Origin of the sequence: Ruegeria sp. 6PALISEP08, from assembly GCF_001238295.1 — a bacterium.
GTDB lineage: Bacteria > Pseudomonadota > Alphaproteobacteria > Rhodobacterales > Rhodobacteraceae > Ruegeria.
Genome location: NZ_LGXZ01000010.1, coordinates 1 through 13,963, shown reverse-complemented (window position 1 = coordinate 13,963; position 13,963 = coordinate 1). Strand labels below are relative to the sequence as shown.

Genomic DNA, 13,963 nt, shown 5'->3' with positions numbered 1-13,963 from the left:
CCGACCGCCCCGCGCCGTTAACATGATCAGGTACCTGACTTGATCTTGGTCCAAAGACGGGTCACGACACGCTGCGTTTTCGCGGGATATGGCGTCGTGATGTACAGGTTCTGCATGGTGGCATCATCCGGGTAAATTGCCGGATCGCCAATCACGTCTTCCTCAAGGAACTCTTGCGAGGCTTTGTTGCCGTTCGCGTAATAGACGTAATTGGAAGCAGCAGCCATGTTGTTGGCATCCAGAATGAAATTCAGGAACTTATGCGCGCCTTCCGGATTCGGCGCATCCCCTGGGATCGCCATCTGGTCAAACCACATCAACGAGCCTTCCGCGAACGGATGGTACTCGATGTTTACACCATTTTCAGCTTCGGCTGCGCGGTCCCGCGCCTGCAGAATATCTCCGGACCAGCCCACAGCTACGCAAATATCACCGTTCGCCAACGCGTTGATATATTCTGAACTGTGGAACTTCTGAATGTGCGGACGAACGCTTGTCAGAACATCTTCGACCTTCTTGATCACATCCGGGTCATGGCTGTCGGGGTCCTCACCGATGTACTGCAAGGCCATCGGAATCATTTCGGCTGGCGCATCAAGGAAGTGAACGCCACAGGATGCCAGCTTTTCCATGTTCTCTGGTTTCAGAACCAAGTCCATGCTGTTCAGGGCCACGTCATCGCCCAGGGCTTCTTTGACCTTGTCTACGTTCACACCGATGCCAGTCGTGCCCCACATGTAGTTGATCGAATAGGCATTATTCGGATCATATCCCGCAGTACGTTCCTGAATGACGTCCCACAGATTTCCCGTATTCGAAAGTTTGGAAGAGTCCAGCTCCTGAAAAGCGCCAGCCTGAATCTGACGCTGAAGGAATGTGCCCGATGGCACCACCACGTCGTATCCCGAACCGCCGGCCAGCATCTTGGTTTCCAGAACCTCATTGCTGTCGAACACGTCGTAGATCAAGGTCAGACCGGTTTCTTCCTCGAACTTGCTCAGCAATTCTTCGTCGATATAGTCAGACCAATTATAAACACGCACCTCTTCGGCGAAGGCCGCCGAAGTCCCCAATGCGATGACCGCTGTCATGGTCAGCGTTTTGATTGTCATTTTCTTCTCCCTGCAAATGTACGGCTATTTTCCCGTTTTTTTGGATTTGATCAAGTTTTGCGTTTTACCTCGATCCAGCGTATGGTTCCACGAGGTCTGTCCCCTGACAAGTCAGGGTTAGTCGAAATGGGAAGAACCAATTGGATTTGATCAAAAATAAGGCATCTTTGTCGTTGGCCGACGGCGGCAAACAACCCGTGCACGAGCAGGTTTACCAAACCCTCAGATCACAGATCCTTTTCGGTGAACTCGTCCCAGGACAGCCCGTTACCATCCAGGGATTGACTGATTCGCTGGGTGTCGGAATGACCCCGGTGCGCGAGGCAATCCGTCGACTGATTTCAGACGGAGCTTTGGTGTTCCAAGGCAATCGGCGCGTCAGTGTCCCGCTTTTGAACTCCGGCGATATTCAGCAGATGATATTCGCAAGAATATCAATTGAATCAGAGCTTTCTCGGCGGGCGGCTGCAAATTTGCAGGCGGATGATATTGATCATCTCGAAGGTATCGACAAGAATCTGGACCGCATGATCGCCGATGGAGACGTAGGGGGTTACTTACGCTTGAATCAAGCGTTCCATGAAACGTTGTATTCCTATGCCAACGCTCCGATTCTCAATGATCTTGCTGAACGATTGTGGTTGCGGTTTGGCCCATCTCTACGTGTTGTGTGCGGTCGTTTTGGGACGCAAAGCCTTCCTGATCGGCACAAGGACATCATCACCGCATTGCGCAATGGAAACGCGGAAAAGGTGGCAAAAGCCACGGCTCAGGATATTGAACAGGGCATGGAACTGATATCCGAGGCCATCTCATCGGCCTAAAACAGATCGATTTGATTGACAGTGCAAAATTTGATCATATTGTACCCATCAACTGCTTTTATGGGAGAGTCGCAGATGTCTACCATCACCAACCATATGCCGACCGCCGAATTACAGGCGCTGGATGCGGCCCATCACATACATCCGTTTTCCGCCAATGGCGCGCTGGGTCAGGAAGGCGCGCGCGTGATCACCCGGGCCAAAGGGGTTTACCTGACAGACAGCGAAGGTGAAGAGATCCTGGATGCGATGGCAGGTCTGTGGTGCGTCAATATCGGTTACGGCCGGGATGAACTGGCGGATGTGGCCGCGCGTCAGATGCGTGAACTGCCCTACTACAACACCTTTTTCAAAACGACCCACGTTCCGGCCATCGCGCTGGCGGCAAAAATTGCCGAGCTGGCGCCGGGCGATCTGAATCACGTCTTCTTTGCTGCGGGCGGGTCCGAGGCCAACGATACCAATATCCGTCTGGTGCGCACCTACTGGGCTGAAAAAGGCCAGCCGGACAAGAACATCATCATCAGCCGCCACAACGCGTATCACGGTTCATCGGTCGGGTCGGCGTCCCTGGGCGGTATGGCAGGCATGCACGCTCAGGGTGGCATCCCGATTCCAAACATTCACCACATCAACCAGCCAAATTGGTGGGCTGAAGGTGGGGACATGTCGCCGGAAGAGTTCGGACTGGCCCGCGCACGTGAACTGGAAGAGGCCATTCTGGAACTGGGCGAAGACCGCGTCGCCGCCTTCATCGCTGAACCCGTGCAGGGCGCAGGTGGCGTGATCGTCGCGCCGGATACGTATTGGCCGGAAGTCCAACGCATCTGTGACAAGTACGACATCCTGTTGATCGCAGACGAGGTTATCTGCGGATTTGGCCGTACCGGAAACTGGTTTGGCTCGCAAACCGTTGGGATCAAGCCACATATCATGACCATCGCCAAGGGCCTCAGCTCGGGCTATGCGCCTATCGGCGGATCAATCGTGAATGACGAGATTGCCGAAGTGATCGGCGGTACCGAATTCAACCACGGCTACACCTATTCCGGCCATCCGGTCGCCGCTGCCGTGGCGCTGGAGAACCTGCGCATCCTTGAAGAAGAGAAGATCGTTGAACATGTGCGCGACGTTGCCGCCCCTTACCTGAAGGAAAAGTGGGAGGCATTGGCCGATCACCCGCTGGTGGGTGAGGCCAAGATCGTCGGCATGATGGCCTCGATCGCGCTGACACCAGACAAGGCCAGCCGCGCCAAATTCGCGTCTGAGCCTGGCACCGTCGGCTATATCTGCCGCGACCGATGCTTTGCCAAAAACCTGATCATGCGCCATGTCGGCGATCGGATGATCATCTCACCGCCACTGATCCTGACCCCTGCGGAAATCGACGAGATGTTCGTGCGGATTTACAAGTCATTGGACGAAGCCCAGGCGGAGATCATCGCACAGGGGCTAATGAAAGCTGCATCGTAAGCCTTTCGTGAAAACACGCAGGTAAGGGACGCCATAAAAGCGTCCCTTATTCAGTTTGGTTTCGATATTCTATTTTACTGTTTTAAAACAACAAGATAGAATCAACGTATTGTCGCTGTCGAGAAATCTTTCGTCCGATGCGAACAAGTAAAAGCATTCTCGCATAAATTAAAAATTTTCCGCGCGGCAAATAACTTGATTTAGCTCTTTTTGGATTCAAGTATTCGAATGCGAATCAGGTCTCATATTACCTCGGCCTGTGTCGCGGCCCGCTGTTACTCTGGGTCTGCCTCCTGTCTATCGAAGTGAGTGGCGATAGACAGGAGGCTTCGCAGCCCTGGCTTGTAAATGTCTGAATGAGTGATGCGTTGTAGATTTAAGTGATATCAGAGCTTACTTCCTTCTTATCGCAGCTGATCCAATAGCCTCACTGTCGGATACCCGTCCGGCCGCAACCCCTGTGCCAATTGATACGCCCGCACCGCGTTGATCGTGTTTGGCCCGGTGCGCCCATCGATACCCTTTGTGTCGAACCCAGCCTCGGTCAAACGGAATTGCAGTTCCTTTTGCTCGCTGAAACTCAACACCCGCTCAGCACGTGGCCAGTCGGAAAGAAACGGTGCGCCACCCGTAAGCCGGTCGGACAAATGCCCGATGCCTATGACGTATGCATCGGCCCCGTTATACGCCTCGATCACGCTGAAATTGTCGAAGATCATCAGCGCAACGCCCTGCCCTCCAGCAGGAAGCAGGATCGCGGCCCGACCGTGATCTGGGACTGGCGTTCCGTCGCGCCCTAACACACCGCGCGCGGCCCATTCGGACGGCATCCGGGTAAAGTCTCGCCGGGCCGAAGCGTAGTCGAAATCTGCGGGCAATCGCACCTCAACACCCCAGGGTTGCCCCTTGGTCCAGCCATGTTGCGCCAGATACGACGCCGCCGAGGCCAATGCATCCGTTGGATCGTCTGACCAGATATCACGACGGCCATCCCCATCAAAGTCGACCGCATGATCCAGATACGAGGTCGGCATGAATTGGGTGTGGCCCATCGCACCCGCCCAGCTGCCCAACATGTTTGCGGCGCTTACATCACCTGCCTGCACGATCTGCAGGGCGGCAATCAACTGCGTTTCAAAGAACTGAGCCCGTCTTGCATCAAAGGCCAGTGTCGCCAACGACCTGAGCGTCCGGCTGCTGCCACGATACGATCCAAACGAAGTTTCCAAACCCCAAATGGCCGTGACCACTTCTTTTTCGACGCCATATTCGGCCTCGATCCGGTTCAGCACCTGCCGATGCCGTTGCATGGCTGCACGACCATTAGACAAGCGCGTATCTGAAACTGCGGACTCAAGATACTCCCAGATCGGTTTCGAGAATTCTGCCTGATTTCGGTCTCGCTCTATGATGTCTTCGTCAAAGGTAATGTCCGAGAACACCTGAGACAGCGTTCCTTTCGTAATTCCCTGCTGTTGCGCACGACCCTGAAACGCGCTCAGCCAGACCTGAAACCGCGCGACCGCTGCTGCCGACACGTGCAGCGCCTCAATCGATGGGCGTGGAACGGGTCGAAGCGAAACAGCCAAATCTGCCGAAGCCAGTTGTACCGTTTTACCAAGCGTATCGCCGCTCGACCAATTTCCTGTTTCTGTTGTGTCCGCCTGCACCATGGATGCCCATAATACGACGGTCATGACGCCGCCTACGCATTTATGCATACCGAATTTTCCTGATCACTGCTCAACCCCAGGGTAGCGCAAAATCAGCAAATCACAAAGCACTCAGCCCCCTGTTTCGCGCTCTTGTGCTTCCCGGTCCGCGCGGATGCGGGCCAGAACGTCGCGCAGCATCGGCACGCGGTTTGGTCTAAAGCTTTGATCCGTCACACGCATATCCTGCATCCGGTCCAGGCGAAAAACACGGAAATCCTGTCTCAGATAACACCAGCTTAGCAACACGTTCGAACGGTCCATATAGACGATGCTAAGCGGATTTACGCGCCGAAGCGTAGCCTGACCCTTTGCATCCGTATACGAAAACTCCACCGCGCGCTCGTCCCAAGCCGCCTGCCGCAACGTTGCCGCGTCAATCGTCGGCGCCGGGGGGCGGTCAAACCGGGTAGCCGCCAAGATTGCGTGGCTCAGCCGGTGCGACTGACGCGGGGGCAAACGGCCCTGAAGCTTTCGAAGGGCCGCACCGGCGGCATCCGCCAAAGACGGATCACCAATGACCTGAACTTCGCGCAGGCCCAGAACCAGCGCCTCAAGCTCATCGTCGGTGAAACCCAGCGGGGGCAGTGTCGCATCCTCAATCAGTGTAAACCCAAACCCAGCTTCGCCGTCGATAACAGCCCCCAGACCACGCAGCGCATCGATATCGCGGTGGACGGTCCGGGCAGACACATCCAGATCCTGCGCCAGTTGCGCAGAAGTTTTGGGCGACGGGCCCGAACGCAGGGCCTGCATCAGTTGGAACAATCGGGCGGTACGGGACATGATGCATTCTAGCTTAAACCTGATGACAGAAACTGTCATTAGCCCCGATTACACATTTTGCATCGCCAAAAACGGAGCACAGTGATGCTGACCCTTCTCACCTATCCTTCTGCCTTCGGCCTGTTCAGTGCCAGCCCATTCTGCGTCAAAACGGCTTTGATGCTGCAACACTCCGGTCAGGATTGGCAGCGCTCTGACATGCTGGATCCCCGAAAGATGCCGCATCAGAAACTGCCTGTGCTGCGCACGCCCGAACGTCTGATCCCCGACAGCGACCTGATCCGAGATTGGCTGGAAACCAATGGCGCAGATTTCGATCAGGGCCTGACAGATGTGGAAAGGGCGCAATCCCGCGCTTTGGTGCGCATGGCCGAAGAGCATCTGTATTTTCATATCGTTCTGGATCGCTGGGGCAATGACGACGTATGGCCGATCTTGCGGGAAACCTTCTTTACCGGGATACCCGCCCTGATCCGCAAACCGGCGTCCAATGCGATCCGAAAATCTGTTCTGAAAGGGATCACATCACAAGGGATAGGGCGGTTCTCACTCTCTGAGCGGCTGGACCGGGTTGAACGCGATCTCGAGGCGATCTCGGCCTATCTTTGGCAATCTTCGTTCCTGTTGGGGGACCGACCAACTTCCGCGGACATGAGTGTCGGCCCAATGCTGGCTGCAATGCGCGCGACGCCAGCAGATACCCCGCTGACCCGCCGCATCAAACAGGATAACCTGTTGAACAGCTACGTGGACCAGATGGAAAAGGCGATACCCGTTTGAAACCCTTTGATGATCCTCAAGTCGCCGCGGTATTCGAGGCCCTCCCCCCGCTCACGCGTGCGGGGGTTTTGGGGTTACGAGAGCTGGTTTTTGACACGGCGACATCTCTGCCCGCCGCCAATCCTCTGCGTGAGGAACTGCGTTGGGGCCAGCCCGCCTACCTTGCGCCCAAAGGATCAACGATCCGGCTTGGGGCTCACAAGTCGGCACGCTTCGCGCTGTTCGTGCATTGTCAGAGCCGATTGATGGGCGATTTCACCTCGGCCTTTCCAGGTGAGGATCGGATTGACGGGAACCGGGCCATCCTGTTCGATGACCCAAGCCAGATCGACGTAACCCGCCATGGCTGGCTGATTGCCCGGGCGCTTACCTATCACCTCTGACGGCGCTTGCGCTCCACCTTGCGCTTGATCTTGTCCTTCTTGCGCTTGGTGCTGACGGCCTTTCGGCGGGTCCCCCGTTTTGCAGATCCCCGCCCGCGCGGCAGCGCCTGATCATCGATTGACAAAAGCTCCAGTTCCAAACCACCGGTAACAGGCGTCGCTTCGGTCAGGCGCACGGTGACGCGCTGGCCTATGGCGATGATCAGCCCGGAGTCCGATCCCATCAGCGTCCCGGCCTCGCGGTCGAAATGAAAGAACTCGCGCCCCAAAGATCGCACTGGCACCAACCCGTCCGCTCCGGTTTCGTCCATCTTCACAAAGGCCCCGAACCGGGCGATGCCGCTGATCCGGCCAGAGAACTCATTGCCCACCCGCTCGCTCAGATAGGCGGCCAGATAACGATCGGTCGTGTCCCGCTCGGCCATCATGGATCGGCGCTCGGTATCCGAGATATGCGTGGCTGTCTCGTCCAGTCGCATAATTTCATCTTCGGTCAGACCGTCCTTGCCCCAGCCATGGGCCGAGATCAGCGCCCGGTGTACGATCAGGTCGGCATAGCGGCGGATGGGCGAGGTGAAATGCGCATAGTTCCGCAGCGCCAACCCGAAATGACCGAAATTCTCAGAGTTGTAATAAGCCTGCGCCATCGACCGTAGGGTGGTCAGGTTGATCAGTTCGGCATCCTCGTTCCCAGCAGCCGCGTTCAGCAGCGCGTTCAGGTGACGGGTTTGCAAAACCTGCCCCTTGGCGAGATTCAAGCCCGCCGCCTGCGCTGTTTCCCGAAGACTTTCCAGTTTCTCCGGCGCGGGTTCTTCGTGCACGCGGAACAGCAGGGGCCGACGCTTGGCGATCAGGGTCTCAGCTGCGGCAACATTAGCGAGGATCATAAATTCCTCGATCAGCTTATGGGCGTCCAGCCGGTCTCGGAAAGCGACGCTCGTCACTTCACCTGTGTCGGACAGAACGATCTTACGCTCTGGCAGATCCAGCTCCAGGGGCTGCCGCACCGTACGCGCCTTCTTCAACGCGGCATAAGCGGCGTAAAGCGGATTCAGAACCGGCTCTAGCAACGGCCCGGTTCGGTCGTTCGGATTGCCGTCGATAGCCTCTTGCACCTCGGTATAATTCAGCGAGGCAGCCGACCGCATCAGACCGCGGACAAAGCGATGGCCAATCTTGTTCCCATCCGCGTCGATCTGCATCCGCACGGCGATACAGGCGCGCGGCACGCCTTCGTGCAGAGAACACAGATCGCCCGACAGACGATCCGGCAGCATCGGCACAACCCGGTCAGGGAAATAGCTGGAATTGCCACGCTTGCGCGCCTCGCGATCCAATGCCGTGCCTGGCTGCACGTAGGCAGCGACATCAGCGATGGCGACCCAGATCACATGACCGCCGGGGTTCTTGGGGTCGTCATCAGCATGCGCATAGCAGGCGTCGTCGTGATCGCGCGCATCCGAAGGGTCGATGGTCAACAAAGGCATATCCCGAAGGTCTTCGCGACCATTCAAACCAACTGGCTTGGCCTTGTCCGCCTCTGCAATCACCTTGTCGGGGAAATCATCCGGAATACCGTGTTGATGGATCGCGATTAATGACACCGCCTTGGGCGCAGTCGGATCACCCAACCGTTCAACAATACGCGCACGGGGCAGTCCCATACGGTTCTTGGGTCCTGCCTGTTCAGCCTCGACCAGTTCACCGTCCTTTGCCCCCAAAACCGCGCCATCATGGACCAGCCACTCGGTGGAACCTGCCTTGTCGATGGGCACAATACGCCCGCCCTCGGCTCCTTTGCGAAAGATGCCGACGATTTTGCGCGGGTTGGTCCCAATGCGACGGATCAGGCGGGCCTCGTAGTTGTGGTCTTCTTCATGCACCACAGTCAGGCGGGCCAGAATACGGTCGCCCTCGCCCAGTGCCGGATCACTGGCGCGGGCTATGATCAGGACGGTGGGTTCAACCCCCTCGCCATGCCATTCCAGCGGACGCGCGAACAAATCGCCATCGGCGTTCGGCGCTTTCACCTGCAACACACTGACAGGCGGCAAGCGATCCGGATCGCGATAGCTGCGATTGCGCTTTTCCAGATGCCCTTCCGCCTCAAGCTCTTTGAGGATGCGCTTCAGATCAATCCGATCCGCGCCCTTGATGCCAAAGGCTTTGGCAATATCGCGTTTTGACGTGAGGGTGGGGTTCGCTGAGATCCAGTCGAGGACCTCCTGCTTGGTGGGAATGCGAGTCATACTTTCGGCCTATCACGCGTTTGCGACCGCGTCATGACCAAAAAACCTCAGGGTTTCAGATCGGCGATCGTATCGACGTCGTGCAGGTGGTCCAGAAAGGACACACGGCAGCCGGGAATCGAGGCCAGCGTGTCGGCCAAAGCGTGTTCCGTCGACCAGCGTACATCCCGAAACAGACCTGTGGGCAAAGTCGCGTAGCGCTGCGCCCCAACCAGCCAATAGCCACCATCCGGCGCAGGGCCGAACACCATCTGAGATCGACCCAGCCCATCAAAAGCCCGGGCAATGTGAACGCGTGAAATTCCCGGAATATCGGCGCCGATTAGGCAAACCGGACCTTTGGGCATGCCCCGCAGCATTCGTCCCATCCGGTCGCCCAAGTCACCGCGCCCCTGTGGCGCGCGTGGCAAATCAGCAGGCCAGACCCGGCTGTTCAGACCCTCTGCATCCGGTGACACCGCCAGCACAATCTGCCAACGCGGATCACGCAACCGCCGGATCAAGGACCGGGTCTGGTGCCGGAACCACCATGCCGCACCCACCATACCGATGTCGCGACCCAAACGGGTTTTCACACGACCTGGATGAGGTTCCTTCACCATGATCACCAAAGTACGCCTCACGGCAAGTCCCGTACCATGTCGCGATGCTCAATCCCGGCATCCAGATACACCGGCCCCAAAGGAGTAAAGCCGAGTTTTTCATAAAACCTAACGGCGTGTGTTTGTGCACCGAGCTTTACTTTATTGATCTCTGGATCGGCTCGGGCAAGGTCGACCGCTTTGCGTATCAGGTCAGCCCCCAATCCCTGCCCCCGAGCCCGAGCCAGAACACAGACTCGACCGATCTTGGCCGTGCCCCTGTCGCAGACAATGCGTGCTGTTCCTAACGGCCCTTGCACGTCCCGCGCCAAAAGATGGATCGCTGCATTGTCCAGCGCGTCCTGCTCTTCCGATACGGGGACCCCCTGCTCGAGAACGAAAACCTGATGCCGCAGAGCAAAACAAGATGGTAAGTCTTGCGTAACTTCAATGTCAAAATTCATGCAAAAAAGTCCGTCAGGATGCGTGTATAGACCGCCTTGAGCTGCTCGATCTGCGCCACCTCAACGCATTCATCCACCTGATGCATTGTGCGCCCGACCAGCCCGAACTCGACAACAGGACAATGGTTCTTGACGAACCGTGCATCCGACGTACCACCGGTTGTGGACAGCTCTGGCGTGACTCCGGTTTCAGCTTCAACCGCATCGGCGACCAAATCCGACAAGGCTCCGGGCGGGGTCAAAAAGCTTTCCCCTGAAATCTTGATTTTAACGTCAACTTCAACGCCATACTCAGCAGAAACCTGATCCGCCTCTGACTTCAACCAGTCACTCAAGCTGGCACCTGAGTGCAGGTCATTGAAGCGGATGTTGACCGCTCCGCTGCATTGCGCCGGGATCACGTTGGTGGCGGCGTTCCCGGTGTCTATGGTGACCACCGCCAATGTAGAAGCATCGAAATGGTCCGTTCCTTGATCCAGTTCGTGGCTAGCCAAACGGTCCATCAGCCGCGCAATGGCAGGCAAGGGGTTCTTGGCCCGATGCGGATAGGCCGAATGCCCCTGAACGCCCGTGACTGTAAACCACGCGGTCATCGAGCCCCGCCGGCCGATCTTGATCATCTCACCCATCTTGTTCGGGCATGTGGGTTCTCCCACCAGACAGACTGACATGCGTTCATCCGCACTGTACATGTAGTCGAGCAAGGCGGTGGTGCCATCCACAGCATCGCCTTCTTCATCACCTGTGATCGTCAGGATGATGGCTCCGTCCGGCGGCGTGTCGCGGACAAAGTCCATCGCCGCAGCCGCAAAAGCCGCGACCCCGGACTTCATATCTGTGGTGCCCCGCCCATACATCACGCCGTCCCGCACCTCTGCTCCGAAAGGCGGCATCGTCCACGCCACCTCGTCCCCGACCGGAACAACATCGGTGTGACCGTTGAAGCCGAAACTGCGCGCGTGGCCTTTCTGGCCCCATCTGGCGAACAGGTTGCAGATGCTTCCACGATCAACACGCGTGCAGTCGAACCCCGCGTCCGACAGAACCGACTCGAGCAAAACAAGCGCGCCGCCTTCTTCGGGTGTGACCGATGGGCAACGGATCAGATCGGCTGTCAATTGAACGGGGTCGGTCATGCATTGGCCTCTGGAACAGTGTCTTTCGCGGGTTCGCGCACAGATTCAACGAATTGGCCGGTTTTCCAACCCCAATCCGCAAAAAAACCCTTCATCCGAATGACAAGATTTCAAAACGACACCCCAATAAATCAAAGCAGTTTACCCGGCGACCATCTTGCCGTGCACAGCACAATCGCGTTACAGGGCCGCGAAACAGGTGAATTGAATATGAAGCGCGCATTCTTCGCACTGATCAGCCTGACTTTCGCCGTTCTAGCACAGCAGAGCATGGCACAGTCCCTTACGGTCACTACGGTGACCCGCCCGCCGTTTTCCTATGTCGAGGACGGCACTGAAACCGGCTTTTCGATGGATCTGCTGTCCGCATTGGCGGAGTCATTGAATTGGGATTACACGGTCAATCGCGTCGAATCCTTTCCGGATATGCTTGATGCAGTGCAGGATGGGTCTGCGGATCTTGCCATCGCCAATATCTCGATCACCGCCCAGCGGGAAACGCAGATGGATTTCACCCAGCCGATTTTTGAGGCGGGGTTACAGATCATGGTACCATCAGAGGCCGCCCGCCAGCCGTCCCTTCTGCATGCACTGCTTTCCAGAGAGTTGTTCATCGCCATTGGTCTGGCTTTTGCCATCCTCCTGGGTGGCGGCATGTTGATGTGGAGCTTTGAGCGGCGCGCCCAACCCTATTTCGACCGCAAGCTGAACGAGGCCTGGTTTCCTTCGTTCTGGTGGGCGCTGAACCTTGTTGTGAATGGCGGATTTGAAGAAAGGATGCCCCGCACCCCCTTTGGCCGGCTTCTGGGTGTGGTTCTGGTCGTTTCATCATTGTTCATCGTATCGGTTTTCACCGCCCGTATTACGTCGGTCATGACCGTGGACGCGATCACTGGCAGCGTGAATTCGGTGAACGACTTGTACGGTAAGACTGTCGGCACCATTTCGAATTCGACCGCAGCGAGCTTTCTGAACCGGCGCGAGATCGAATTCACTGGCTATACGGGGCTGGAACAGATGCTTGACGCCTTCCAGGCCAAGGATTTGGACGCGGTGGTGTTCGATGCACCCATCCTGTCCTACTATGCATCCCATGAAGGGCGGCGTATTGCGTCTATGACAGGCGGTGTTTTCCTGCGCGAGAACTACGGTATCGCATTTCCGACCGGTTCGCCCCTGGTCGAGGATGTCAACCAGGCTCTGCTTTCGCTGCGCGAAGACGGAACCTATGACGAGATTTACCGCAAGTGGTTCGGCGCCCGGAACTAGGCTTGCGCCTCGTCTCCGAAAAACGGCGTCATCTGCGCGACAATTACGGCGTTTTCATCCAGTGCACGCTGCATCAGGGCGCGTTCGTCTGGCTCGATATCGTGCCCCTGTGCTTCTCGCTCGGCCAAGGTGCCGTACCCGGTGACGTCCAGAGGCGCAGTATCGGCTTGTTTCAAAATAGCCACCGTCTCGCGCACGGCCTCGGCCTCATCTACACCGCTGGCATAACAGATAAGCGCTGCACCCGTTGCCCCCTCGGGCAACCCGTCGCCATCCTTGCGACCGATCTGAACCAGAAGGGTATAAACTTGCTGACGCGAGGGTTTCTTTTGCTTTTCCATGCATGGGGCCATAGCCGTGCGCCCGCCCACGGTCAAGCAGCCGGGAATTGCAGACAGGTAATCCAGAGGCCATAGTGCCGGGAGAAAACCGATCCAAGACGACACAGGACCATTTCATGACCTATCCCGATTTCATCACAGCCTTTCCCAGCCTCGACGTCCCGTTCCCGGAAGAAGTGGTTCAGACCGCCGTAATCCGGTCGGATGCGGGTTTGGTTGCGTTCTTTACGTTTCTCGAAGACTTTGAGTTGCCAGCACACTCTCACAGGGCTCAATGGGGTACAGTAATCGAGGGCGAGGTTGAACTGACCATCGGCACTGAGACCAGAACATTCGGCCCCGGCGACAGCTATTCGATCCCCTCAGGCGTCGAACACGGTGGCAAGATAAAGGCCGGTACACGTGTCATAGATGTATTTGAAGAACCGGACCGCTATCCGATCAAGGCATAACAACAAACGACTCACCAAACTTCATTTCCGATTTCGACTTTTGGTTGAGGCGTTTTGAAGCGCAAACTCATGAGCTGAATCCGGCACATTAATGCCACATTTTTTCCTCATTTTGGGCCAGTTTCTGCTGACCTCAGCGCCGCGTTCTTAATTCAAAATTGTTTTGTGGTGCGCGCTCTACGCTTGAGCCACTGCATAAGTCATTTTACCGGAGAATTAAGATGAGTGTTCTGTCCAAATTAATGACGACAACAGCGAGCGTGATCGCGCTGGCCGGAGTACCTGCTGTAGCCATTCTGTCCATAGCGACAGTAGATGCAGCATATGCTCAAGAAGCCGAAGGTAGCGGCGAAACCGAAGGCGGCGGCGAAACCGAAGGCGGTGGCGAAACCGAAGGTGGT

15 protein-coding genes are annotated in these 13,963 nt (G+C 56.9%); 7 read left to right on the top strand and 8 right to left on the bottom strand.

Annotation, left to right across the window (positions count from 1 at the left end; genetic code table 11):
• Positions 1–26: 26 nt before the first annotated feature.
• Positions 27–1,112 (bottom strand): polyamine ABC transporter substrate-binding protein, encoded by a 1,086-nt coding sequence (locus tag ALB80_RS14955; protein WP_050604893.1) that lies wholly within the window; start codon positions 1,110–1,112, stop codon positions 27–29.
• Positions 1,113–1,252: 140 nt separating this feature from the next.
• Here ALB80_RS14955 and ALB80_RS14950 point away from each other — a divergent pair, with 140 nt between their 5' ends.
• Both ALB80_RS14950 and ALB80_RS14945 read left to right on the top strand, forming a co-directional pair.
• On the top strand, positions 1,253–1,936 hold the full coding sequence (locus ALB80_RS14950) for a GntR family transcriptional regulator (protein ID WP_050604892.1): 684 nt from the start codon (positions 1,253–1,255) through the stop codon (positions 1,934–1,936).
• Between the two features lie 75 nt (positions 1,937–2,011).
• On the top strand, positions 2,012–3,409 hold the full coding sequence (locus tag ALB80_RS14945; protein ID WP_050605031.1) for an aspartate aminotransferase family protein: 1,398 nt from the start codon (positions 2,012–2,014) through the stop codon (positions 3,407–3,409).
• Between the two features lie 404 nt (positions 3,410–3,813).
• Here ALB80_RS14945 and ALB80_RS14940 read toward each other — a convergent pair whose 3' ends face one another.
• Positions 3,814–5,106, bottom strand: coding sequence for a lytic murein transglycosylase (locus tag ALB80_RS14940; protein ID WP_050605030.1), 1,293 nt, complete (start codon positions 5,104–5,106; stop codon positions 3,814–3,816).
• Between the two features lie 87 nt (positions 5,107–5,193).
• Entirely contained in the window at positions 5,194–5,907 is a 714-nt protein-coding gene (locus ALB80_RS14935) for a YafY family protein (RefSeq protein ID WP_050605029.1), read from the bottom strand.
• 84 nt (positions 5,908–5,991) lie between these two features.
• Here ALB80_RS14935 and ALB80_RS14930 point away from each other — a divergent pair, with 84 nt between their 5' ends.
• Positions 5,992–6,687 (top strand): glutathione S-transferase family protein, encoded by a 696-nt coding sequence (locus ALB80_RS14930; protein ID WP_050604891.1) that lies wholly within the window; start codon positions 5,992–5,994, stop codon positions 6,685–6,687.
• Positions 6,684–7,070 carry a DUF1801 domain-containing protein gene (locus ALB80_RS14925; RefSeq protein ID WP_050604890.1) on the top strand — a complete coding sequence of 129 codons (387 nt, stop codon included), beginning with the start codon at positions 6,684–6,686 and terminating at the stop codon, positions 7,068–7,070. Before ALB80_RS14930 ends, ALB80_RS14925 begins: the two co-directional genes overlap by 4 nt.
• On the opposite strand, the gene rnr is transcribed toward ALB80_RS14925, so the two are convergent.
• From rnr to dapE, 4 genes are read right to left on the bottom strand one after another with little or no spacing between them, the layout of a single operon-like run.
• Positions 7,061–9,319: a ribonuclease R gene (gene rnr / locus ALB80_RS14920; RefSeq protein ID WP_050604889.1), complete on the bottom strand. Its 2,259-nt coding sequence runs from the start codon at positions 9,317–9,319 to the stop codon at positions 7,061–7,063. The two genes, ALB80_RS14925 and rnr, sit on opposite strands and share 10 nt — an antisense overlap.
• A gap of 47 nt (positions 9,320–9,366) precedes the next feature.
• On the bottom strand, positions 9,367–9,942 hold the full coding sequence (locus ALB80_RS14915) for a TIGR04282 family arsenosugar biosynthesis glycosyltransferase (RefSeq protein ID WP_050604888.1): 576 nt from the start codon (positions 9,940–9,942) through the stop codon (positions 9,367–9,369).
• A complete protein-coding gene (locus ALB80_RS14910) occupies positions 9,939–10,364 on the bottom strand; it encodes a GNAT family N-acetyltransferase (RefSeq protein WP_050604887.1) in 426 nt (141 codons plus the stop codon). The genes ALB80_RS14915 and ALB80_RS14910 overlap by 4 nt, the downstream gene beginning before the upstream one ends.
• A complete protein-coding gene (gene dapE, locus ALB80_RS14905) occupies positions 10,361–11,500 on the bottom strand; it encodes a succinyl-diaminopimelate desuccinylase (protein ID WP_050604886.1) in 1,140 nt (379 codons plus the stop codon). Before dapE ends, ALB80_RS14910 begins: the two co-directional genes overlap by 4 nt.
• 210 nt (positions 11,501–11,710) lie before the next feature.
• Between dapE and ALB80_RS14900 the strand changes: the two genes are divergently transcribed.
• On the top strand, positions 11,711–12,769 hold the full coding sequence (locus ALB80_RS14900; protein ID WP_050605028.1) for a transporter substrate-binding domain-containing protein: 1,059 nt from the start codon (positions 11,711–11,713) through the stop codon (positions 12,767–12,769).
• Here the strand turns inward: ALB80_RS14900 and ALB80_RS14895 are convergent.
• Positions 12,766–13,110, bottom strand: a complete 345-nt coding sequence (locus ALB80_RS14895; protein ID WP_083445326.1) for a hypothetical protein — start codon at positions 13,108–13,110, stop codon at positions 12,766–12,768. The genes ALB80_RS14900 and ALB80_RS14895 overlap by 4 nt on opposite strands.
• Before the next feature lie 116 nt (positions 13,111–13,226).
• Between ALB80_RS14895 and ALB80_RS14890 the strand changes: the two genes are divergently transcribed.
• Positions 13,227–13,562 (top strand): cupin domain-containing protein, encoded by a 336-nt coding sequence (locus ALB80_RS14890; protein WP_050604885.1) that lies wholly within the window; start codon positions 13,227–13,229, stop codon positions 13,560–13,562.
• A gap of 221 nt (positions 13,563–13,783) precedes the next feature.
• The coding region (locus ALB80_RS14885) for a hypothetical protein (protein WP_157054224.1) at positions 13,784–13,963 on the top strand (180 nt) is incomplete at its 3' end.